This is a genomic window from Streptomyces sp. NBC_00461, assembly GCF_036013935.1.
In the GTDB taxonomy this organism is placed as follows: Bacteria; Actinomycetota; Actinomycetes; order Streptomycetales; family Streptomycetaceae; genus Streptomyces.
In genome coordinates this window covers 1,217,777-1,240,432 of record NZ_CP107902.1, presented here as the reverse complement: position 1 = coordinate 1,240,432, position 22,656 = coordinate 1,217,777, and the positions used below count along the sequence as shown (strand labels likewise).

19 protein-coding genes are annotated in these 22,656 nt (G+C 68.9%); 3 read left to right on the top strand and 16 right to left on the bottom strand.

Features of this window, described 5'->3' with window-relative positions; all coding sequences use genetic code 11:
- Positions 1-42: 42 nt before the first annotated feature.
- Genes OG870_RS06145 through OG870_RS06135 form a run of 3 tightly spaced genes read right to left on the bottom strand, consistent with a single transcriptional unit; the run spans position 43 to position 5,884 of the window.
- Complete coding sequence (locus OG870_RS06145) at positions 43-1,515, bottom strand: hypothetical protein (RefSeq protein WP_327690731.1); 1,473 nt, start codon at positions 1,513-1,515, stop codon at positions 43-45.
- Positions 1,516-1,570: 55 nt separating this feature from the next.
- Positions 1,571-5,446: a caspase, EACC1-associated type gene (locus OG870_RS06140; protein WP_327690730.1), complete on the bottom strand. Its 3,876-nt coding sequence runs from the start codon at positions 5,444-5,446 to the stop codon at positions 1,571-1,573.
- 6 nt (positions 5,447-5,452) lie between these two features.
- Positions 5,453-5,884: an effector-associated constant component EACC1 gene (locus OG870_RS06135; protein WP_269649216.1), complete on the bottom strand. Its 432-nt coding sequence runs from the start codon at positions 5,882-5,884 to the stop codon at positions 5,453-5,455.
- A 642-nt stretch (positions 5,885-6,526) separates the two neighbouring features.
- Here OG870_RS06135 and OG870_RS06130 point away from each other — a divergent pair.
- Genes OG870_RS06130 through OG870_RS06120 form a run of 3 tightly spaced genes read left to right on the top strand, consistent with a single transcriptional unit; the run spans position 6,527 to position 11,662 of the window.
- A complete protein-coding gene (locus OG870_RS06130) occupies positions 6,527-6,877 on the top strand; it encodes a hypothetical protein (protein WP_269649217.1) in 351 nt (116 codons plus the stop codon).
- Positions 6,874-8,943, top strand: coding sequence for a DEAD/DEAH box helicase family protein (locus OG870_RS06125; RefSeq protein ID WP_327690729.1), 2,070 nt, complete (start codon positions 6,874-6,876; stop codon positions 8,941-8,943). Before OG870_RS06130 ends, OG870_RS06125 begins: the two co-directional genes overlap by 4 nt.
- Positions 8,933-11,662 carry a TerD family protein gene (locus OG870_RS06120; protein WP_327690728.1) on the top strand — a complete coding sequence of 910 codons (2,730 nt, stop codon included), beginning with the start codon at positions 8,933-8,935 and terminating at the stop codon, positions 11,660-11,662. Before OG870_RS06125 ends, OG870_RS06120 begins: the two co-directional genes overlap by 11 nt.
- An 850-nt stretch (positions 11,663-12,512) precedes the next feature.
- Here the strand turns inward: OG870_RS06120 and OG870_RS06115 are convergent.
- The 13 genes from OG870_RS06115 to OG870_RS06055 all read right to left on the bottom strand — a co-directional run bounded on the left by OG870_RS06115 (position 12,513) and on the right by OG870_RS06055 (position 22,641).
- Positions 12,513-13,628 carry a DnaB-like helicase N-terminal domain-containing protein gene (locus OG870_RS06115; protein ID WP_266586538.1) on the bottom strand — a complete coding sequence of 372 codons (1,116 nt, stop codon included), beginning with the start codon at positions 13,626-13,628 and terminating at the stop codon, positions 12,513-12,515.
- Positions 13,628-14,866 carry a DNA cytosine methyltransferase gene (locus tag OG870_RS06110; protein ID WP_266588544.1) on the bottom strand — a complete coding sequence of 413 codons (1,239 nt, stop codon included), beginning with the start codon at positions 14,864-14,866 and terminating at the stop codon, positions 13,628-13,630. Before OG870_RS06110 ends, OG870_RS06115 begins: the two co-directional genes overlap by 1 nt.
- A gap of 5 nt (positions 14,867-14,871) precedes the next feature.
- Positions 14,872-15,000, bottom strand: coding sequence for a hypothetical protein (locus tag OG870_RS06105; protein ID WP_266586540.1), 129 nt, complete (start codon positions 14,998-15,000; stop codon positions 14,872-14,874).
- 77 nt (positions 15,001-15,077) lie between these two features.
- Positions 15,078-16,871 (bottom strand): type IV secretory system conjugative DNA transfer family protein, encoded by a 1,794-nt coding sequence (locus OG870_RS06100; RefSeq protein WP_266586542.1) that lies wholly within the window; start codon positions 16,869-16,871, stop codon positions 15,078-15,080.
- 48 nt (positions 16,872-16,919) lie between these two features.
- Positions 16,920-17,678 (bottom strand): DUF317 domain-containing protein, encoded by a 759-nt coding sequence (locus OG870_RS06095; protein WP_266586544.1) that lies wholly within the window; start codon positions 17,676-17,678, stop codon positions 16,920-16,922.
- Positions 17,675-18,277, bottom strand: a complete 603-nt coding sequence (locus OG870_RS06090) for a hypothetical protein (protein ID WP_266586546.1) — start codon at positions 18,275-18,277, stop codon at positions 17,675-17,677. Before OG870_RS06090 ends, OG870_RS06095 begins: the two co-directional genes overlap by 4 nt.
- Positions 18,278-18,345: 68 nt before the next feature.
- The gene (locus OG870_RS06085) at positions 18,346-19,164 is read right to left on the bottom strand and encodes a DUF317 domain-containing protein (RefSeq protein ID WP_327690727.1); all 819 of its coding nucleotides are present in this window, start codon (positions 19,162-19,164) and stop codon (positions 18,346-18,348) included.
- On the bottom strand, positions 19,161-19,514 hold the full coding sequence (locus tag OG870_RS06080; RefSeq protein ID WP_266586550.1) for a hypothetical protein: 354 nt from the start codon (positions 19,512-19,514) through the stop codon (positions 19,161-19,163). The genes OG870_RS06085 and OG870_RS06080 overlap by 4 nt, the downstream gene beginning before the upstream one ends.
- A 164-nt stretch (positions 19,515-19,678) precedes the next feature.
- Positions 19,679-20,485 (bottom strand): DUF317 domain-containing protein, encoded by an 807-nt coding sequence (locus OG870_RS06075; protein WP_327690726.1) that lies wholly within the window; start codon positions 20,483-20,485, stop codon positions 19,679-19,681.
- Positions 20,482-20,874, bottom strand: coding sequence for a hypothetical protein (locus tag OG870_RS06070; RefSeq protein WP_327690725.1), 393 nt, complete (start codon positions 20,872-20,874; stop codon positions 20,482-20,484). The genes OG870_RS06075 and OG870_RS06070 overlap by 4 nt, the downstream gene beginning before the upstream one ends.
- 306 nt (positions 20,875-21,180) lie before the next feature.
- The gene (locus tag OG870_RS06065; RefSeq protein ID WP_266586556.1) at positions 21,181-21,552 is read right to left on the bottom strand and encodes a hypothetical protein; all 372 of its coding nucleotides are present in this window, start codon (positions 21,550-21,552) and stop codon (positions 21,181-21,183) included.
- Between the two features lie 25 nt (positions 21,553-21,577).
- On the bottom strand, positions 21,578-22,000 hold the full coding sequence (locus tag OG870_RS06060) for a hypothetical protein (protein ID WP_266586558.1): 423 nt from the start codon (positions 21,998-22,000) through the stop codon (positions 21,578-21,580).
- A gap of 20 nt (positions 22,001-22,020) precedes the next feature.
- Complete coding sequence (locus tag OG870_RS06055; RefSeq protein WP_266586560.1) at positions 22,021-22,641, bottom strand: hypothetical protein; 621 nt, start codon at positions 22,639-22,641, stop codon at positions 22,021-22,023.
- Between the last annotated feature and the right edge of the window lie 15 nt (positions 22,642-22,656).

Here is a 22,656-nt window from a genome sequence, read left to right as displayed (position 1 = left end):
CGGCCCCAAATGGGCCGGTAGCTGGTGGCACGCATACAGGAACTACTCGTCTCGGAAAGGTGGGATCTGACGCATGGCCAGCACTGTGCCGTGCCGGCCGATCGAGACAACGCCGCCCCAGGCGTGGTCCCAGAATGTCCCATGTTCCTTGGCCCTTCTCGCATGGACCCGCTGTCGGTAGGCGGCTAAGTCGGCCTGACGTTTGGGCTCTTGCCTGGTGATGAGGGAATCGAGGACGTCGGCGGCGACGCCGGAGAATGCTTGTACTCGTTTGCCGTTGAGCCGAAAGACATGATCCGTGCCCTCGAATTTCTCGCCCAGCAGGGTGTATTCCTGGTCCTGGACGCTGCCGGAGGCGGCGTGGGCGAAGCCCTGGAAGAAGTCGCTGCCCTGGCGGGTGGTGAGGAGCGCGGCGGTGGATTCGCCGTCCCCGGCGAAGGCCGTCAGGCCGGCGGCTCCGACGCGGGCCAGGGCACGCTGGAACCACTCGTAGTCCTTGGGGCCGACTTGGCAGCCGGGCTCGGAGGAGTCGGGGTCCTTGCCTTGTCCTGGTTTGAGGATGCCGATATCCGGGTTCTTGCCGCCTAGGCCCAGGCCGATGTCGGCGGCGGGGGTGTCGTCAGGAATGTGCAGCCAGCCGCCGGGGCCGTCGGCATGCAGGACGTGGACAGCGAGCGGGTCGGCCAGGGCGATCTCCGTGCTGAACAGCAATGCCGGGGTTTCGTCCCAGGCTCCGATGTGCACTCCGTCGGCGTGGACGGCTGCGGAGGCGAGCTGCTCGTAGGCCTTCTGCCGGTCGCTGTGGTTGCCTTTGCAGGCGATGGGGATGACGCGTGAGGACTCACCCGGTTTCCAGACCTCGGCGAAGAATTGCGGACGGTAGGGGTAGCCGACGGTTTTTGTTTTCGCCTTGTCGCGACTGGTCAGCGTCCAGCCGGCCCGTAGGGCGGTGTCGGCACGGACGAACGAGATGCTGTGGTCCGGATAGCGACGGGTGAGGATCTGTTCGCTGACGGCCAGTGCGAATGCGTGTCCCAACTCCTCTGACTGCAGCGCCTTGTAGTACATGGCGATCCGTTTGCCCTCGTCGGACAGGCCGAGCAGGTTGCCCTCCTGTGACAGGCCGAGCTGGGTTTCGGTATGGGCACTGAGCGCCTGGCAGTACTTCAGGCTGCCCCAGTGCTCGGCCAGTCCGCGTGATGCACCGCGCTGGGACAGTGCCAGCCCGCGGCCCAGGTGGTGCAGGACGTCCCAGAACGTCAACGTCACGGACAGGCCGACCTCCGTGCCGGGGAGCGGGCGCAGGCCTGGTTTGCGCCGCAGGGGCTCGTAGGTCTCTCCCATCTTGGTCTTGCCCTCCTCCTGCCGCTTTTCGAACGTCTCGCGACGCTCCCGTTCCTTGTCGGCGGCAGCCTCGTCAACCTTGCCCACGAGCTCCCGCGTCGAGTGAACCGCCACGGATACCTGCTGCCTTAGACTGTTCAGGACCTCTTCAGTCTTCGGAGTGCTTGCCACGACTGCCCTCCCCACGTCGGATGTCCCGGTCGACCACCGGCGGCCGATCGGTCACTCAGTCGAACAGCGGCGCCAGTGCGTTCGGGCCGACAAGGATGCGCCATGCGGGAATACGGACCACGCGCGTGACAGGACCGGCCTTCGCGCCTCGACCGCCGGAGGGAAGCCCGACGAGCAAGCCGGCCCGTTCGTGTACCAGCCGAAGGTGTCGTGCCGGATCACGGTCTGGCCCGGGGCCGGTGTCGACGACTACCGCGGTGTTGCCGTCGGGCGCGGTGAACAGCAGGTCGATGCGCTGTCCACCGACCATCGCAGCGCGTTCCAGCTCGACAACACCGCGCGAGGCGAGAACCTGCTGCACAGCGTCGGTGAGATCTCTGCGGCGCCGCTCCTGACGCAGGCGAGGCCCTGGCATGGGAGTTGGCTGCACACCGGTGCGCTGTGTTTGGTCCCACAGGAGTGAGCGTGAGGACAGCAGATGGGGGAGACCTGTCTCCTGTTGCCAGTAGGCGTGGTTGCCCACGGTGATCAACTGGGATTTGGCGCGGGTGATCGCGACGTTCCAGAGATTGACCTGGCTCGACACCCAGTGGGCCGTTCGTTGCGGGGTGTTGGTGGTGGCCACCGGGCTGAGGATCATGACATCGCGCTGACCGCCTTGAAAGGCGTGCACCGTTCCCACCCGGACCCGGTCGCTGCCGATCACGCTTTCCAGGGCGTCCTTCTGCGCACGGAACGGTGTCACCACGCCCACGGTCGCGCTCTCGGGCAGGCGGCGAAGCAGCGCCCGCACGATGTCGGCAACAGCGGCGGCCTCGGACGGGTTGCGCCAGGACTTTCCTCCCGGGCCGCGTGCCGACTTGCTTGAGGGCACATTCGCCCAGGCCAGTACGGGGGCCACTTCCCCGGTGTCCATGAGATCGACTGCGGGTACCTGCCGGCGCACGTCGGTCATGATCTCCAGCGCGCCGGAGTAGCAATGGCCGTTGACGATGTCGGCGATTTCCGGGTGGCAGCGGTAGTGCTCGTCGAGCAGCAGTGCACTCTCGCCGTTCTGCGCGGCGGCGTGGTAGGAGGAGTGAGCGTGATAGGCGAGCCGACGGTCCTCCAGCCAGGCCGCGCTCAGCCCCGCCCTGACGCGGGCCTGACGTTCCTGCTCCGGCGAGATACCGGGGATGTGCGTCAGCTGCATCGGGTCCCCGATGATCAGGGCCCTGCGGGCGCGGAACAGCAGGGGCAGCACCGCCGCGATGGAGCACTGGCTGGCCTCATCGATGACGACCAAGTCGAAGAGTTTCGGATCAGGCCTCAGCTGGCGCACCGCATGGGTGGTGATTGCCCACCCCTTCAGGTGGCGCAGCAGGTTCAGCTGGCTCCGCTGGGTCCCTTTGCGCTGACGCAACGTCTGAAGCCGCTGGTCCAACAGCGATCGCCCGCGGTCGAGCACCTCCGCCGACACGGCCTCGCACAGCTCTGCGGACAGCTGGGCCCGTGTTGCGGCACAGCCTGAACGCGCCTGGCGCACGGTTTCCTCGTCGTAGGCGAGCTGAGCCGGCGTGAGGTCACGCACCTGGCGCTCCAGGCCGGTCAGGTCCGCCAGGTCGTCGAGCAGGTCTGAGACAACGGGCCGTTCCCTCGTCCATGGCGGCAGTTGCGGCGCTGCGTCGGCACCGGCAGCCGCGACGAACGCCTTCATGGCCCGTGTCCGGCGCCAGCGCCCCCACCAGCTGCCCGCCGCTGCCGCCCGGCGGGCCCTCATTTCCCAGCGGGCCAGCGCCGAGAGGTCGCCGACTTGCCACAACCGTGACAGGAGCGGCACCGGAAGCTCGACTTTGCTGGCCAACTCGGCGCGCTGCGACAGCACCTGGGCCAGCCGTACCTCACCTTCGACCTGCCGTCCGGCCTGGTCGCGCAGGGCGGCGGCGCGCGAGCGGAGGTTGCGCAGTTCACCTGCCACGGTGGCGGAGCTGCGCCCGGGCTGGGCAGGCGGTTCGGACAGCAGTTGCTCTAGCTTCTCGGCCTCCTTGACCAAGGCATCGACGTTGCCAGTACGCATCAGCAGCCCCGGAGCGATGTCGTCGCAGCGCTGGGCGACGACGTTCACCGCCTCGTTGTTGGTCGACGCCACCAGAACCGACTCACCTGCCGCGACGCAGGTGGCCACCACCGAGGTGACGACCTCGCTCTTTCCCGTTCCAGGCGGACCGGTGGCCACGGTCAGCGGCTGCGTCATCGCGGAGATGACCACCTGCTCCTGGCTCTCGTTGGAGGGCCCTGCCGACACCACGAGCACGGGATTCGTTGTGGGCGTGGGGGTGCCGCCGTTCAAGAGCGCGTCCAGTGCCGTACCCGGAATTTCGTCCGTGCGGGTGGAGATGGCCAGGAGATTCTCCACAACGCCGTCGGTGGCGAATCGCTCCGCACTCGACGGAGCCAGGAGCACGGCGGCGTTGTGCGCGCCAGGGCGCAGGGCCTCGTGCACCGAGTCCGCACTCAAGGCGGAGGCGTCGAGCGGTTCAAGCTCCGGAAGTCCCAGGACGCCGAGCAACTCCCGTACGGCTTTGATCATCTGCGCGTCATTGCCGTGCTGCCACGTCGGCTGCCAACGGGCCAGCAACTGGGCAGCCTCGTCCTCCGAGAGAAGCTCCGTCACCAGCTTGGTGTGCAGCGACGGAACCCCGCTCGGACGGAGCACCGCGCGACCGCTCTCGTCAGGAGCCAACTCCATTTGCTGGATCAACAGCGGAGCGATCCCGACATCCGTGCGCTGGCTGCCCTCACCGCGGGAGGGGAGCGTGACGGCGGGATACCCGTACCAGTACTCGTGCTGATCGGCAGCGCGACCTGCCCCGTTCTTCGCCGTGGTGCCGCCTGAGCCGTGCGCACCGGGCAGGTTCTTGGGCGCCGGCAGTGCCGGGCTCAGACCGGATTGAATGGTCTCGGGCCCCTCATCTATCAGGAAATACTGCGAGTTCCGGCCCGCCCGCCGGTCGGGCAGCATGCTCGCTGCGGCCTGGGCGCTCAGGCACTGTGCGTAGTAGCGCAGCAGGTGCTGCCAGTCGTTGGCGTTCTCACGGTCAGCCGCGACCCGCTCGCGAGCTTTGAGGTGAGCGGCCGACGGCGGGGGCGGTTCATGGGGCGGGGCAGGGAGATTGACCGGGCGGGCCACGGACCGGGCGAAGTGCAGCGTGTGGGTGGCGCGGATGGTGGACTTCGTCGGGCGTTGCTCCTCCGGCACACCCTTGCGCACCATCTGCGCGGTCAGATACTCGAAGAGATCCTCCGGCGATATCCAGCCGCTGTCCTTGATCCGCCCGTTCCGCAGTCCTTCGACGATTTCACCCGTGAACCGCGAAGTACCGAGCGTCGATCCTTCGGGAGCCATGGCGGAGGCGGCCTGCAGCGCGTCCGAGGCGGTGATGAAGTAGACGCCAGTGGGGTGCAACAGGGTGCTGTGCTCCGCCTCGTCCGATTCCGAACTCTCCCGGCCCTTGGCATGCCAGCCCTGGACGACGGAACCGCTTGCGCAGCAGTCCAGCAGTACGATCTTGGACGCGGCGCGGCAGGACTGCAGAGTCCGCTCCAGGAACTCCGCCGACACCGCCGTACGGGGAAGATCGGCCGGGTCGCTGTCGCGGGTGAGGAAGTAGAGCTGGTTGTCGGCCTCGCAGAACTCGCCGTGCCCGCTGAAGTACAGCAGTGCGCTCTCACTTTGCTGGCGCTCTCCGAGGAACGACTCGATGGCGTGCAGCATTTCCGCACGTGTCGGGTCCGGCACCATCGCGCAGTCGTTGTATTGGCCGATCTCTGTGCTCTGCAGAACGGCCTGCATGTAGTGCAGATCGGCACGGACCGCCGGAAGGTCGTGATAGTGCTCGCTGTCGTACGTGGAGGCGCCGATCAGGAGGGCGTACCGATCGTTGTTTCGCACTCTCGGTCAGTCCGCCGTGGGGGTGTCGTCCTGGCCCGGCGCGCCGTGAGCCGTGCTCCCGTCTGGTGGCAGGGATCGCTCGGCCAGGAACCGTTCGAGGCGTGCGTCTTCCTCACGCGCTTCGCGGCCTGTGATGCGTAGGGTGGCTCCGTCGGGGCGGGTCGCGATGATGGTGCGCTGGGGGACCTTGGCCAGCCATACCTGGACGCAGGCCGCGGCGAACGAACCGGCACTCAGGGCCAGGCTGACGACCTCCGAGACGTCGCCGCCTTTGTCGGTGCTCACTGAGGCACCGGCTGAGGGCAGGCATAGGGAGGCCGCGGGATCTGTCTCCGACACCTCGGTCAGCAGTTCGCGGGCGTCGCTGCGAGCCCGCAACGGATCATCGTCGATCACGGAGATCAACAGGCGCGGCAGGTCTTCGCCGTCGTTGCTCACGCGTCCCCCTGCGCTGTCAGCTGTCGCCTCAGATGCCTAGGGAAAGTACCTGACGGAACGGTATAGAAGCGTGAACTTTCCGGAATCTGCCGTTAGTTGACGCGAAAGCTACTTCGCCCTCGCATACGACACCCTCCCCCGCGGACGATGCCGCCTTCGGTCGACCAGGCTCCTCCCAGCACCGTGGATCAGTCAGGGCGAGGCCCAGGTCGGAATGGAACTGGCAGAGCGGGAGCCGATCGTTGATATCGCCACTTACTTCGGCTGGCGGGCATATGGTTCGCGAGGTGGCACTACTTTGGCGGGGCACGGGAGACGTGTCATCCGGGGGATGCCCAGCAGTGGTATGGCAGTTACCTGGCGGCTGACGCAGCGGAAGCGGGAAGAGCGGGGTACGTGGCGACGTGGTTTGAGCGGATGGCGGCGGTTCCCGGCATGCATTTCACGGGTAGTCCTGGTGTTGTTCGCGAGGCACTGCCAGAGGCACGAGTCCGCCCGGAGGTGTCGTATGGATCACCGATGTGGCCGACTGCTGAGGGAAGTACGTCGGCAACGCCGGCCAGTCGGCATGTGCCTATAGAGGCGGGCGGAGCGGACCTGGTCGCACGGGTCTGGGAGGCGCTGGAGCTTCCCGGTGGGGCGATGGATTACCACTTCGTCCTGCAGGGCGCGGTGGACCGTTTGTGGAGCGGTCGGCGCTCCTATCCTGAAGGGCTTGAGCTGCTCGAGGTGTTCGCGCTGCTGGACCTGGAGTTGATGGAGGCAGCCCCTCAGGCGGTGTCCTTCGACACCGGTCCCGTCCCGGAGTCGTTCGTGCATGTGACGTCCGTGTCTCGGCTCATTGTGCTGCTGGAACGCGAAGGTGCTCTCGAAGAAGCTCTTGGCGTGGCATGGCGGTTGGCCCGTTTCGGACAGGGCGAGGACGCGGTGGCCCGGCTGTCGGAGAAGGTCGGTGCGTTGGTGCAGGAAGCTGCGGTTGGCGGGGCTGCATGAGCACGGGACTGCACCAGGTGATCCCTTCGGCGTCGTATCTGGAAGAGGCGTTCTTGCGCTGGGTGCTCACTCCGGCTGCGGAGCGGGGCATCGTGGCGCATGTACGCAGCCAGCATCCGGTGACGGTCAATGAACGCACCTACCGGCTGGACTACCTGATCTCAGGCGCGTCGCTGCAACTGGCCGTCGAGTTGGACGGGTTCACCTTCCACAGTGACCGGGGGGCCTTCACCTACGACCGGCTGCGGCAGAACGACCTGGCCGCTACGGGGCTGACGGTGCTGCGGTTTTCCTATGATGCGGTGCGCCTGGACACCGCGCGCTGCGTTGCCCAGCTGCAGGCGATGCTGCGCCAGGATGCGGCGCTTGCGCCGTTCGTGGTCGCCGTACCGCGTATTGAGGTCCCGGAGATGGCGGGGGATCCCTTGAGGGCGGCCGATCCGCCTCTGGGCGCCCAGCCAGCGGCCGGTGGGTCCTACTTCGCCGGTGCGCGCGCTTCGGTGGCGCGGGAGCCGTTGCGGGCGTGCCAGGACGAGGCTCTGGCCGCGCTGGCCAACTACTACGCGTCCGGAGGACGGCATGCGGCCACGGTGATGGCGGTCGGGGCCGGCAAGACCGCTCTGGGAGTGGCGGCCGCGTTGTCCTTCAGCAGGCGGCGGGCGCTGGTGGTGACTCCTGGATCGGTCATCCGCGGCACGTTCGCCAAGGCACTCGATCCGGGTATGCCGGGCAATGTTCTGTACGGACTGGCGGGCGGCCCGCTGCTGCCGGGCGCGCGCCCGCCGGCCACGTTGGTCCTGGACAGGGACGACGGGCAGATCAGCCGGGTGAGTAGACAGCGGCTGCTGGCCGCAGATGTGCTGGTCACGAACTTCCACGCGCTGGGCACCGGCGACAAGGATGGGGACCTGCTGGCCAAGCTGGAGCCGGAGGATGTCGACTTCATCGTCGTGGACGAGGCTCACATCGCGGCCAGTGCCTCCTACCAGCGGCTGTTCGCCCACTTCGAGGGTGCACGCACGCTGCTGATGTCGGCGTGTTTCCAGCGCCTGGACGGCAAACCGATCGACGCCGATGTCGTCTACCGCTACCGGCTGGTGGACTCCGTCGCGGACGGCTCCGCGAAGAACTTGCGTGTGCACCGGTTCGCCCCGGAGGTGGCGACGACGGTGTACGAGGCGGTGTGGCCCGACGGACGCCGCGAACAGATCGTGGGCCGTGATGCCTTGCTGGCGGCGTTGGGGGACGAGCGGAAGATGGCTCGCATCACGGCGCAGTCCGAGGCGTCGATCCGGCACGTCATGACCGTGACGCGGGCCTGTCTGGATGCCCAGGCCAAGCTGCTGGCCCCGGTCAAACCCCGGGCGCTGTTCGCGGCGATGGGTGAGGCCCATGCGCAGCAGATCGCCCGGATCGCTGAAGAGCATGGCATCCCCTGCGGCACGCTGCACCACAGCATGTCGGCCTCGACGATCAAAGCCACCCGGCGGCGTTTCGAGTCTGACGCGGGAGATCTGCAAGGCATCGTGCAGCTGCGGATGCTCGGCCAGGGCTACGACTTTCCGCCCATCACCGTGGTGGTGCCGGTGCGCCCCTATGGCAGCTTCGGCGAGTTCTACCAGTTCATCGGGCGTGGTGTGCGCGTACTGAGGCATCCCGGCCTGGCTGTCGACCAGCAGTACCTGGACGTGGTATGCCATGCCGAACTCGGCCTGGAGGACCATCTGGAGGCCATGTGCGCGGACAACGACATGGATCCAGCAGTGTTGCTCGACGTCCCGCTGATCAACCCCGTCACGCTGGAACAGGTACAGGACGGTAACGGCACTGGAGAGGCGGCCTCTGATGGCGCAGTCCCAGGCGGGGTTGATGCGTTCGTGCTGTACGAGCAGGGGCGTGTGGAACAGCGGGTGGTGCACGATTTGGGCCGGGTGGAAGCTCGGCGGGCGGAGCGGGAGATGCAGCTGATGGCCCAGCGCTACGCCGTCTACGCGCAAAACACCGCGACGCCGATGCCGTTTGAACAGTTCGTCGAGTACATGCGGAGGCTGACCGGTGGCCAGTGATGAGCCGCGCTGGTGGCAGCCTGTCATGGGCGCATCTCCCGAAGACGGGCTTGCTTTGGAGGCGGCTTCCGGGCAGCACCAGCGCTTCGCCGAGCTCGACGCGCTCGCGGCCAGGCTGCTGGCCGCTGCACTGGGCGGCGAGCGAGTGGCTTCGGTGATCAGAGGCAAAGGACCACAGGCTGCGGACAGCGTTGAAGTGCTTGGGCTCAGCGGGTCGGAGGAGGCTTGGTGTGCTGAGAAGTTCGGTGTGCGGGAGCAACAGCAACGCGGTGCGTGGTACCTGCCGCAAAAGCTCTCCGTGAAGGCAGGAGCAGTCAACCTGCCGCATCTGTTGCGCGAACGCGCCGCCCACGCGGTGACGTTGGCCACCGATGACACCGCTCGGGTCAGCGTTGTGGAGGGCGCGGACGCGGTACTGCTGTGGGCGCTACTGGTGCCGTTGTTCGAGGCGTTGCTGGAGCCGGTCCGGGTGCGGGCAGCCGGACCGGCCGGGACCGTCGAAGACCAACAGGAACAGTGGGCCGGTATCGAAGAACGCTACCGTCTGCTGGGCCTGGGCCAGGATGCGCTCGAGGAGTTCCGCTTCGGCGGCGGCTGGCACCGGCTGGACCGGCGCGGGCAGCAACGCGCCCGCCTCCGGCTCCTGGACACCCTCACCGCCACTGATCCTCTGCAACTCGTCACCCGCCACCGCATCCAGCAGACGCAGGCACTCATTGCCAGCTTCGCCAAGAAGGCCAAGGCCGGTACCGCTCTGGCCAGACGAGTCCTGACCCGGGCGCTGCAGCCGGTGGTCTCCGGCTACTTCGCTGGCAACTGGCTGACCGTACTGGACTACCTGCAGGCGCCACCGCACCCGGACGAGGAAGTCATCACCGCGCTGCCCGAGCCGCGCCTGTACGTGGGGATGTCCGCCCAGGCAGCTGGCATGGCCGCTGAGGCGGGCATCCCGGAGGACGAAATCCATGCCATGCTCGCGGCCTTCCTCGGTGGCCCGACCTCCCTTTCCCCCGTCGAAGAACGTGTTGCAGCCCTGCGTGGCTGGTGGACAGGCTTCGACCACACGCATGCTGTCCAAAGCCCTGGCATGCGGCCGCTATGGGGACTCGTCGACAACGAGATCATGTCCTTCGCCTGGCAGGACGACCATGGAATCACCCAGCAGCTGTACCGGCAGGTGCTGCCCGCCTCCGTCAACGAGCAGGTGGACCGTCTCTGGCAGTCGGTGACGCTGCAGCGCCACCCTGGCGCCATCGTCAGCAATCCCCGGCCCCACCAGCTGATGGCCCAAACGATTGGCCCCGCCCTGGAGTTCTGGCACGGTGTCGCGCTGACCGCCTGGTTCGTGTGCGAAGGCCCTTACTCCCGCGCCCCTCTGTCTGGTGTGGCTGACTATTACAACCGTCCCCTCACCGCGCTGCATGCCGTCGGCTGTCCTGTCTCGCCGGATCTGTTCGAGGAACTGCGCATTGCTGAGCGGCATTTGGGGCCGGAGGAGGAGATCGTCCGGGAGCGCAGGGAGCTACCGGTGGACACGGCGATCGGTTCCTTCACCCTGACGATGAGTCACAGCAGCGGCAGCCGCCGCGAAGGCTTTGAGCGGGTGCGTGACATCGTCACCCGCCATCGCCGTGCCTGGGCAGAGCAGTATCTCGACGCCTACCTGGAGGGGCGGTGGCGCGCCGCGTTGGAAGACGTTGCCCGTGCCCATCACCGGTTCGTGGCCGCGAAGGGCAAGCCGCCTACCTTGATTCAGTTCGCCCAGTTCGCCACCAACGCTGCCAGTCAATGGACCGGTGGTGACCTCGGCGCCCTGTACACCGCGATCGGCGAGCCTGCTGCAGCCCAGCAACAGCGTCCGGCTCGTCTACTGCCGAATGACGGCCACGTCTTCGCCCAGCGCGTTTACACGGCGCTCGGCGGCATTGCCGTCGACAACGACCTCCGCATGAACCAGCCTGAAGAAGCCCAACGGCAGTGGCAGCTCAGCCGCCTGGCCGAGGAAAGCCTGCGCTATGTGCAGCTCTACGAGGCCCTCGGACATCCGCCTACACCTAAACAGTTCGGCGCCCACCGCCTGGCCTGGCCCTGGCCTGGTGAAGAAGCCGAAGGCTGGCCCCTCTTCCAGGACGCCCTCGCCGCGCTAACCGGTACCAGCCGACCCGCAGAGGCATCCGACGCGGATGCGGTCAAGGCTGCCCCAGAGGCACAGCACGAGGCCGGGAACGTGCTAGGCAAGGGCGCTAATGCCCATCTCGCATCCGAGCGGGTAATGGTGCGCGTCACCGCCACCGGTACGCCCGTTGATGTCTCCGCCGTCCTACTTACCCGCCACGGCAAGGTCCGCAGCGACCAGGACCTCGTCTTCTATAACCATCCCCACCACGAAGGAGTCCGCACCGACGGTGACACCATCACCGCGGAGCTGCCCGAGATTCCCGACGACATCCACACCGTGGCAGTCATCGCCAGCATCGACCTCGAATCCCAGCCCATGGCTGTCTTCGACCAGCACTCCACTTGGCGCGCGGACATCACCCAACCCTCCGGTGAAAGATTGTCCTTCGAGGCAGCTCCCTTCGTTTCGCGCGAGACCGTCGCCATCGCTGTGGAGGTCTATCGACATGGTTCGGGCTGGAAGGTGCGTGCTGTCGGCCAGGGCTACGACACCGGGCTGGCGGGCTTGGCCGCGGACTACGGCATCAACGTCGATTCCTAGTGCCGTTTGTCAAGCCGCTCGGGCCATTGGCGGTGTGAGCTCGTAGCATCGTCTGTCGCGCAGGAGAGCGCAGAGAACGTTGACCCTGGCGGCGGGCGAGCGCCATGACGGTCTGGGTGTGGCGTTTGCCTTTGGCACGTTGTGACCGATGGTTACCGAGTCGGGCCTTGGGAGCACGTGCCGCACGCGGTGCGGCCTCCTCTGATGCTGGTCAGAGTGAGTGTGATGTCCGTGTTGCACATGCAGCGGCAGCGCCACCGGTCGGTGGTTTTCCCGGGATAGGGCTCCAACGGCTCGAACCCGGCGGAGCGCGCCTCCGAGGCGGCTGCCGCGGGATCGGTTCGGCCGCCGGGCGCAAGGCTGGAGGGAGGTCGCTCCACCGTGGCCCGGAGGTCGAGTACGGCCGTCTTGTCGGTGTCTGGGAGAACGAACTGTTGATCGCTGCCGTAGTTCTCGTCGGTGTCTCCGCGGAACCTCTTGAGGAGGAGCGGTAGACCGCACACGGGGTCCACCAAGGCCGCCACGGTGTTGTGCGGCCCCGGGCCCTGCTCGCGGGCATGGGTGGACTGCAGGACCATCCGTGCCAGCCCAGTACGGCTCCTCACGGTCGATCCGGGCCAGGACCATGGTGCGCTCGTCGAGAGAGTCGAAGCCGTGGGCGGCCAGGAGGGCCTGTGCGGTGCGTCTGCGCCTGCCGGGGCGTGCGACGACGGCGGTGGGGTGGGCGGGATGGACGCGAGGAAGACCTGGGCGTCGAGGCGGATGGGGCGTCGGGAGGAATGCCGGGCATGGAAGGCGTACTCGTTTCGGGTCCCGGCCCGGTCGGCGGACGGCCGGGCCCGATAGTGGGTCATCGGTGGGCGCGCGGGCTGAGTAGTGCGGGCTGGGGCGGAGGACCGGTCGCGTGGGGCAGTTGCCCGCGGCGTGCCGGCTGGCTTTTGGTGGGAGCGGGCGAGGGTGTTGTGGCGCGCATCCAGCGGGTACGCAGGGAGTTGAGGTCGGCCAGGGCGCGGCGGCTGCCGGTGACGAACTGGTGGGGGGTGTTGGCCAGGTCGTCGGTGTAGGCGGTGATCCGTGCGGCGACCGTCTGGGCGCGGGCGAGGAGAGCGCGTTGGAGGATCTTCTCGCCCCAGTACTCGGGTGAGCCGGCGGGCGTGGAGACCAGGGCCATCAGGTCCTCGGGTGTCAGGGTGCCGGTGAGCACGCCGTGGTGCTGGGCCTCGCCGAGGACGGTGACGGGGTCGACCATGTCGCCGCGGTGGACCAGCGAGGTGATGGACTGCCAGAGCGCGGCGTGCAGCGGCAGCAGGAAGTCCGCCTCGGTCAGCCACCTCATGTGCTGTACCTCAGCCGGGTAGGCGGTGGCGGTCGCAAGAAGGAAGCGTTCTTCATCGAGGTCCTCCTCGCCGGCCGGCCGTAGGACATCCGCAGGGAGTGGAGTGCGGGGGAAGGAGCCGGGGTGCGGGGCGAACTGTGCGGCGAGGGCGTCCAGGACACGGCCGATGTCGTCGGCCATGCCGAGCGTCGAGGCGACCGGGTAGGGCAGGCTCGGGTCCGTTGCGGTGGACGCGAGACGCCCGGCGTGGGCGCGCAGAACCCTGCGGGCATTGTCGGCGCGGATCATCCTGGCGTACGCCGCCGCGTGCTTCGGCAGCGGGCAGAACTGGATGAGGGTGTGAAGGTAGGAGGCGTTCAGGCCGGGAGCGTGCGGACGCGCATGGTCCAGAACAGCGTTGAGCCAGGCAGTGTCCTTGGCGTGGTCGGCCAGGTCGGGCGGCGGGAGCGTGCGGATCGCGGTGAACAGCGCGGCGTGGGTATGGCTGTCGAAGTGGTGAGCGATCAGCGGCTCGGTGTCGGTCAGACGCGCAGGTTCTAGGAGGAGGGCGCCAAGCAGGGACTGCTCGGCGTAGTGGACCGGCGTCGGCACGCGGTCGAGGTCGTCGTCGGGTTCGGGGGTGTGGGGCATCAGGCGGCGAGGATGAAGTCGTCGGGGTTGAAGGGCTTGTTCAGGTGTGGGGCGAGCAGGTGGGCTGCCAGGCGCGGGGGGACGGCATTGCCGATCTGCGAGAAGGTCTGGCCCTTGTTGCCCTGCCACGGGTAGTTGGCGGGGAAGCTCTGCAGCACGCCCGCTTCCCGGGCGGTGATCTTGATCGGGGTCGGCGCCGCTCGCTGCTCGTCGTCCGGAAGGCCGGAGGCGGTGTTGGAGACCCAGGTGCACTCGTTGGCCCGGTGGCCGAAGAACAGGGTGCCGGCGGGCTCGTCGGCCCGGCGCACGGTGGCGTTGGTCTGGTTGTTGCTGCGCAGTGACCATGACCAGCGGTGCGCCTCGGCGGTGAACGTGGATGCCGGAGCATCTTCGGTGTGGTTCTCACCGGGCCGGGAGGCCAGGACGAGTTCGGCGTCGGGGTGTGGTGTCCAGGTGCCGCGGTCGCGGGCGTCGGTCAGGGTCTTGCGTGAGCCGGAGGGGAAGGGTTCGGGGCCGCCTCCCGGGCCGCCGCCAGCGCACACGGTGGGCACAGGACGGTCTGTGGCGCCCCAGCCCAGGGCTTCGGCCATGGATACCCAGCGGGCGCGGCCGGGCCCGAACAGCGACTCCGGTTCGGCGGACTGTGCGTGGGTGGGCGGCGGAGGTTCGGCGGTGCGGGTGCGGGAGGCGAGCAGGATCGCCCGCCTTCTCGTCTGGGGGACGCCGTAGTCGGCGGCGTTGAGGATGCCGGTCCATACCGAGAATCCCCAGGCCCGCAGGATCGCCGCGTACTGCCGCCACAGGGGCAGGACATCGGGGACTTCTTCCATGAGCACCCACTCGGGCTCGCCCACCGTGTTGAGGGCGTGCAGGTAGCGCATGGGCTCGGCGGCCAGAAGGGAGCGCTGGTCCGCGCACGCGCCGAGCAGTTGCTCGCGGGTGTCGCGTCCGGCGGCAAGGTTGGCGACGGCCTGGTGAACGAGGGGCTGGTCAACGAGGCCGAGGCGCTTGCCCGCCATCGACCATGCCTGACAGGGAGGGGAGGCGATCAGCCCGAGGGTCCGGCCAGAGAAGATCCAAGCCGGATAGACGGCGACGTCGGTCCGGATCGTCAACTGCCCTGCCTGGGCACGGGTTTTGCAGGCCCACTCATCCCCCTCCAGGCCCACATCTCGCGCGCCGAGGACGGTGAGCGCGTGGCTCCAGCCGCCGGGCCCGGCGAACAAGTCGAGGATGATCCGCCTCAAGAGGGCAACCCGAAGCAGAGCAGGCCGATGTGCCGGGTGGCGGCGAACAGGCAACTTCCATCACTGGTGATCCGGTGGTCGCGCAGGTCGGCGAGGACGGCATCCACGGCTTCGTGCGGCTCCATGTCGTCCAGGTCGGTGGGCTCGTAGGTGTGAATGGGCGCCTCCGTGGGCGAGTTGAGTGGGGGAAGGCGGGCGCGGACTAGGCGGCGGTGCCGAAGTCGGTCTGCTTCGGGGCGGCCTTGGCGACGGCGCGTTCGGTGATGCCCTTGGACGCGAGGGCGGAGGCGGCGGATAGATCGCCGGCGCCGGGCTCGAGATACCAGGGACGCAGGTCGAGCATGGCCGCGCGCATGCCGGTGGCGAAGGCGAGCGCGGTGCCCTTGGGCAGGGCGCGGATGGCGTCGGCGGCCAGGATGCGTTCCTGCCGCATGCTGACGGACGTGGACTTACCGGACTCGGAGGTCGAGGTGGAGGTGGTCTCGACGTCGTGGTCACCGATCAGACGGGACAGCTTGTCGGCGAAGTCCGGGTCGTCGATGCCGGACCCGATGACCTTGATCGTGGAGGCGGACCACATGGCGTCCATGCCCGCGTCGCCCCAGACTTTCTGACCCTGCCGGTAGCTCTGCAGGATCGTGATGGGAATGATCCCGCGGCTGCCGAGGTGGGAGTACAGGTCCGGCAGGTCCGAGATCTTGCAGACGTTGGCGGCCTCGTCGAGGATCGCGAGCATGGGCGGGTCGAGGCGTCCTCCGGCGCGTTCGGCCTGGGCGGTCGCGGCCCGCATCACGGAGTCCGCGCACGCGGCGATGAGGGCCGAGGCGCCGCCACCGCCGTCCTTCGACAGCAGATAGAGCGTGTCCTTCGAGGCGACGAACTCGCCCGGCTTGAACTCCGCCACGTCCTTCTGCGGGGTCACCCATGCGGCGATCTCGCTGTTGAGCAGGGCGGCGGCGTACTGGCGGGCCGTCTCGTAGATGCCGTCGCGGGTCTCCGGCGGGCCCTCCACGGTGCCCTTCAACTGTGCGGCGACGGCGGCGAACCCGTGGTCGCGCAGGATGTCCAGCGGGGTCCGGTCGGCAGGGAAGGCCAGCCACTGCATCACGTCGGTGATCGGCCGCTCGGCGAGGGCGGCGGCCAGGAACAGCTGCGAGAGGATGTTGGAGCCAGCCTTGGACCAGAAGTCGCCCTGCTGGGAGGCGTCCACCGAGGCGGCGAGGAAGTGGCCGGCGAGCCTGCCGGCGCCGTCGAGGGTCTTGGCGTCGGACAAGGGGTTCCACCACATGGCCCGTTCGGCATGGGCGATCTGCTGCGGGTCCATCGACCAGGCCCGGCCGACGGCCGCTCGCGCATCGAGCGTGGCCGTGTAGGCGTCGCCCGCCGCCTTGTTGGAGGTGAGCAGGACCGGGCCGGGCGCGTTGAGGATGGAGGGGATCGCCAGCGATGTGGTCTTGCCGGAGCGCGGCGCCATGATCGCGACGGCGACGTCCTCGTACCCCATGCGCACTTCGTGCTTCGTGCCCTGGAGGTTGCCGAGCAGGATGCCGGTGTCGGCCGGGTTGAGGTGCTTGGCGTCCTTCAGGCTTGGGCGCAATGATCTTGCCTTGGCGGTGATGGCCTTGGACATCAGCGGCTCGATGTCCCGCTGTTTGGCCATCCCGGCGACGCGCTTCCTGCGTCCGCCGATGCCGTCCTTGTGTCGCTTGTACAGCACGGCGGCCGTGATCCCGAGTGCGAGTAGCACGGTGCCGGGCAGGATGCGGGTGCCCAGCAGCAGGGATGTGTCGCCGAGGCGGGGCCACAGCTGATCGGGATGGAGCAGGGCCTGTACGGGCTGATACGGCGCACGGGGACCGGTGTCGGTGGCCCAGGCGGTGAGGTTGCCGCCCAGCCACGCCACGTTCGACAGCGGGACGGCGATGGCGAGGACGACGCCCAGGACGCGGAAGGCTATGTCGTAGCCGTCGGTGGACGAGGAGGAGGGCTGGGGCAAGGGCTGTTCCAGGTACGTGGGTGAGGAGCGCGGCGCGGGCGGGGCCGGTCAGCGGGTGCGGCGCGGCGAACGGCCGTGCGGCGCGGGTGGGGCAGTGGTCGCTGGGCGGTGCCGGGCGGCGAGGGTGCTGACGCGTCGCTCCAGGGCGAAGGCGATGTCCGGCGCGGGGAGGTGATGGGTGTGCACGGTCATGCGGTCGCGGGCCAGGCCCGGGATCCGGCTCGGATCGCGGGGGATGGGCGTCCGGTCGGCGAGCGACTGCGTCACGGCGGCGATCAGGTGCAGCGGGGTGGTGCCGGTGAACAGGGCACGCCAGATCGTCGGGTCCTGGATCACCGCGGTCTCGATGCTCCACAGATCCCGACCGGGGGCGCCGATCCGCCAGACGTGCGCGATGTTGTCGGGGGAGGCGAGGCTGCCGAGGTGGGGCGGCGTGTGCCAGCCTGCGTCCCGCAGCGGGGCGCAGGGATCGGGCGCTGCGGTGGGCGGGCCGGATGGATCGGTCAGGGCGTCGGTGAAGGCGGTGATGATCTCGACGGGGGTGCGGGCTTCGAAGGTGGCCGTCCAGCCGGGGTGATCCGCGGTACGCGCGTGCCGGATGGTCCACCAGCCCGGATCGTCCGGGTCGGGGTCCAGGCGCAGCTGGATGAGCTGGTCCGGGCTGGTGAGCAGGACGCGCGGCATCAGCGGGTCGTGTCCGTAGCTCCAGCCGGCGGCGCGATGCAGCGGCACGGTGATCCACCCCGGGTCTCCGCCGCCCGCGAGATAGCGCGGGGTGATGAGCGCCTGCTCGACGGTGTCGCTCACGCGCACCACCGCCGGGCCGCAGACGACGCTGCGGCGGCCTTGGGCACGGGGGGCGCCGTGACCAGTGCTGGCGCGGATGCCTTCGGTCGCTTCTGTGCCAGCGCGTTGATGGCGAAGAGCGCCTGGCCGTGGATCGCCCACTGGTCGAGGTAGTGCCAGGCTTCCGCGTAGCTTTCGGCGAGCCGTTCCTCGAACGCCTCGGTGCCGGGCCGGGCACTCGCGGGCAGTGCGCGGCGCACGGCGAGCCAGTCGTCGTGGACGGCGTACAGCCCCTTGGTGCTGTCGCGCAGTTCTCGCACCTGCCAGGCGTAGCGCCGGGTCCGGACGGAGGTGGGCAGCTGGGCGAGCTGCTGTTCGGCGACGTGCACCAGTTCGTCGACGTGGTCATATACCCAGCCGAAGGAGACCAAAGTGTCGGAGTCACGCTGGCGCAGGCCGTAGGCGTCCTCGTCGTAGGGCTGGTGCGTGTCGGGGTCGGAGTGCTGGTCGGAGTAGGAGTCCCAGGCGGCGAGGATCTGCCTGCTTTCCCGCAGGTAGATGGCGAGTTGGCTCAGATGGAGGCGGTGCTCTGGGCTCGCGGGTTCCGTTGGAATGGTCAAGAAGGGCCTTCGGGCATACAGGTGTGACGGCGAGGGGGCGCGGCGCGGCCGGCGCCGCGCCGCGTGGTTCAGCGGCCCCGGGCCGCAGCAGCGGCCAACTCGGCGGCGGGTGCCGGGACGGGGTGCGTGGTCGGCGCGCCACTGCGGCGGGCCTTGCGGGCGGCGGCCCGGATGGCCTTCAGGCGCGCCTCGTGGGCGGCGGCCAGTTGCTCGCCATGGGCGCCGCGTTCCACCTGGGTGACCAGGTGGGAGTGCGGGACGTCGTAGTGGCCGCGCGGCACGAGCGCGGGGTCGGTGAGGGCGGTGGAGAAGGCGGCGAGCAGGTGGCGGGGTGTGCGGTTGTCGAAGTACGCGTGCCACAGCCGCTGGTGGCCGCCGAGCCCGGTGGGGAGCGCGACGTCGGCGCTCCAGCTGAAGTAGTCGCTCGTCAGCGTCGCCCGCCGCTCCATGGTGGTGATGCCGTCCGGATGGCGCGCACTCTCATTGCCCCGCTCGTCGCGCTCGTAGGTCCAGTCCGCCGCTTGCAGGGTCGGCCACACGTCTGGCTCCGTGGCCGGGGCGGGGTGCAGGAGGGCGTCGGTGAATCCGGCGATGATCTCGGCGGGTGTGTTGCCGCCGAACGACGCGTGCCAGCGCTGTGAGGAGATCCGCCACCAGGCAGAGTACGAGTCCGCAGCGGGTTCGAGTACGAGCGTGTGGCGGAAGTCGGGGCTGGCCAGGACGACATGGGGAAAGTCGGGGTCGGCGTAGTTCTTCCAGCCGCCGGCCCGCAGCGCCTGGGTGACATGGCGCGGGTCGCCGGGCCCGGCGAGATGACGGGGACTGGTGTCGAACCAGATACGAGACCAGGGGGCGTCGGCCTTGCTGACAATGTAGGGGCGGGTCACGAAGTCGTCGGCGGACCTGCGGGCGCGAACGCCTGGCCGCCCACGCGCTGGATGTCCCAGTGCAGGACGTGCCAGTCCGTGGCCTCCTGGGCGGCGTCCCGGAGCCCGTCGATGATCAGGCGGATCTCGTCGATCTGGGTGCTGGCGGCCTGCTGGGAGACGAGGTGCGCGGCGTTGCGCAGGACGTCGCCGAGCAGGATGGGGGCGCCGGTGTCCTCGTCGAGGAGGCGAGCCAGCAGCGGCAGCACGTCGGTGACAGGCGGGTTGCTGCGTAGATAGTCCTTGAGCTGGGTCAGGGTTGCGATCGCCTGCGCGATCTGGTCGGAGCTGGGGTGTGAGGGGTTGGGCATCAGCGTCCTTGAGTGAAACGTGGTGGTGAGCGGGGCCAGGCTGTGGACAGCCCTGTGGATATCCCCTGTGGTGAGGGTGTCGTCGCAGTTCAGATCGGTGATGAACCTCCTTGCCATCGAGGAAAGTTGGGGACAGGGCGGCGGGCGTGTCCACCCGAGGCCGGTCAGCGGCGTCGGCCGTCGGACGTCGCGTACGGGCGAGCGCCGGGGCTGGAGCGGGCCCGGTTGGTGGCGAAGGAGTTGCGGGCCCATGTGGCCGCTCTGGCGGCGGTGATCCTGGCCTGCTGCCACGCGCCGAGCTGGGACGGTAGGACGGACACGGAGGTGGTGCGGATCCGCTGGGAGGGCGGGACGCGGCCGAGGGGCCGCAGCACGGGCTGCGGGTCCGCGAGCGCCGTGCTGAATGCCTGCACCAGATCCATCGGCGTGGTCGGCGTGAACATCGCCTCCCACACCCGGCCGTGTTCGTTGCGAGCACCGGCCCACCAGTGCGCCTGCCCGGGGCTGGACTGGTGGAAGCGGACGAAGGCGTCGCCGTCCGGGCTGCGGGCGGTGAAGTGCTGGCCTCGCTCGGTCTCCCAGCCCTGTTGCTGCAGGGGCTCCCACACGTTGGGGGCGTGCGCCTTGCGCTCCTTGAACAGGGCGTCGGTGATACCGGCGACGATTTCGACGGGCGTCTGCCGGCCGAAGGTGGCGTGCCATGCCTCCTGGTGCGCGGTCTGCTTCCCGCTGATGGTCCAGCCGCCGGGCTGGGTGAACGGGTCGTATCCGATGCGCACGAACTTGTCCGGGCTGTCGAAGACGATGGGGCCGCCGCTCTTGGACTTGTCCTTCCACCCGGAGGCGCGCAGGTACTCGGTGACGTGGCGCAGGTCGCCGCCGCCGGCGAGATAGCGGGGCTCGACGAGGTAGTGCTGCTGGGCCTGCTGACCGGCGGCGCCCCAGCCGGACCACTGCTTGTTCTGTCTCACCGGTGCCGCCTGACGACCATCGCCGATCCGGCGGGCCGCGCAGCCGGGCTGGTGGACGGGGTGGCGGACGTGGCGAGCTGTTTGATCGTGCCGGTGTGCTCGTTGAGGTCCTCGCCCACGCTGTCGAGTTCGTTGGCCGCGCGTCCCAGGGCCAGCCACACCTCGGGGTGCAGGATGCCGCGCTGGGAGTGGTCCTGGGCGAAGCGTGATCCGGTAGCGACCAGTTCGGTGACTCGTCCGAGCAGGCCCTCGTCGTAGTCGAGGACCTTGCCGAGAATCTGGGCGGCCTCGTGCGGCGGCGACTGGGCCAAGAGCTGTGTGAGCTGGCTGAGCTGGCGTGCGATGTCGTCAGCGAGCCGTACCGAGGTGAGGGGCGGGGGGTTGGTCATGGGCCTCCTGAACGGGCCAGGTCGGGCTACTAGTTGTGGTGGCGGATGTGGTGGCTGTCGACGAGAGGGAACATGTCCCGGCGACGGGCTTCGTCGAGGGCCGCTTCGGGGTGCCCGCCGACCAACAGGTTGGTCCGTGTGCGGCTGCCGGCGGTGACGGCACGCAGGTAGCGGCGGAAGAGGGCGGTGACCAGGCGCGGCTTGCGGTCGGCTGTGATGGGCGGTGGGGTGCGGTCGGTTTCGCGGGTGACAGGTACTCCAGGTGAGGGCTGGGCCGCCCCCGTGCGGGGTCGGCGCGGTGGGTGGTCAGCGCGTACGGCGAGGGCGCGACGCGCTCGGGGCAGGCGCTGCGGGCGCGGGTGCCGGCCGGTGTGCTGGGGATGGGGCGAGGGCGGCGCGGTAGGCGGTGCCGCCGAAGAGGCCCGCATCGATGGAGACCTGGAAGCCGTGGCGGGTCAGCAGCCACGCAGCCCGATCGGCCATGTCCTTCATGGCGATCTCGTCCATCTGGTCGGGGACTTGATGCCAGATCTCGCCCTCGTCGCTGTGGCGTTCGAGCCCGAGGCCGTCGAGCAGGACGAGCAGCTGCTCCGGGGCGCTGGTGCGGGTATCGACGTAGATCGTTCCGTCGCGGTGATAGAACTCGACGTCGACCTCGTGCTCGTCCGCCAGGCTCACGAGCGGGACTCCTTTCGATCGTGGCTCACCGCCGACGAGGTGTCGCCGGAGTGCCGTGGGCTCTGATGACGGAGGCGGTCGCGGTGTGCGGCGCGGCTGCGGCGACGGGCTGGTGGCGCACTGCCTCTGCGGCCTCCTGATAGGCGGCGGCGTCCCAGACGGCGTTGGTGATGTTGACCAGGTATCCGGCCACGAGCAGTGAGGGAACGGCGCTGGTGGCGAGCCTCTTCTTCTCGGCCTCGGTGAGGCGGTGGGGGACCTCGTGCCAGACATAGACGGGCCCGGCCGTCGCCGCCGTCTTGCGTTCGAAGCCGAGGCTGTCGAGCAGGGCCAGGAGCTCCTCGGGCGCATCGGTGGGGGTGTCGGCGTGGACCGTGTCGGTCAGCGGTTTGATGTAGATCTCGACGTCGGTGCCTTCGTCGTCGGCGCGGTTTCCCACGTACGGCATGCTCCTGTTCTGGGATCGGGTCAGCGCTGTCGAACGGCGGGGGCAGCCAGTGGCGAGGGCGCTGTGGACACTGGGCGGGGGTGGGGCTGTGGTGCGGGGCCGGTCCGGTCGACGTCGTTGCGGACCTGCTCGATCTGCCAGGTGAGGGTGGACAGTTTGTTGACGATGGCCCCCAGCTGCATCGCCACCTGCGGGTCACGGCCGGTGTCCTTGAGACGCCGGCCCCACGATGCCCAGGTCGCAAGCAGCGACTGCGTCAGGCGGGGCAGCAGGCCGTCGTCGGGTGCCGCGATCTCGGTCAGGACCGCCGCGACCTGCCGGTCATTGCCGGCATCGCTGCCGAGTGAGGTGAGCTGTTCGAGATGGCGGTGGGCGGCTTGCCGGTCGCTGCCCTGGGTGGCCAGGGTGTTGAGCGTGGGGTCGAGATGGACGCTGTACCCAGCCAGAAGCAGGGCATGGGCTGCGGCGGTGGCACCCTGACGCTGCTCCTCGACGGGCAGGGCGTGCGGCAGGCGGTGGTAGTCGCCGCGTGGGCCTGGGGCGGAACGGAAACCGCCGGCGGTCTGCAGGAGGCCGGCCGCGCGCTGGTCGCCCCCGATGGCAACGACCAGCGCGGTCTTCGGGTCTCGGGTGATCGTCACGTAATCCAGGACGAG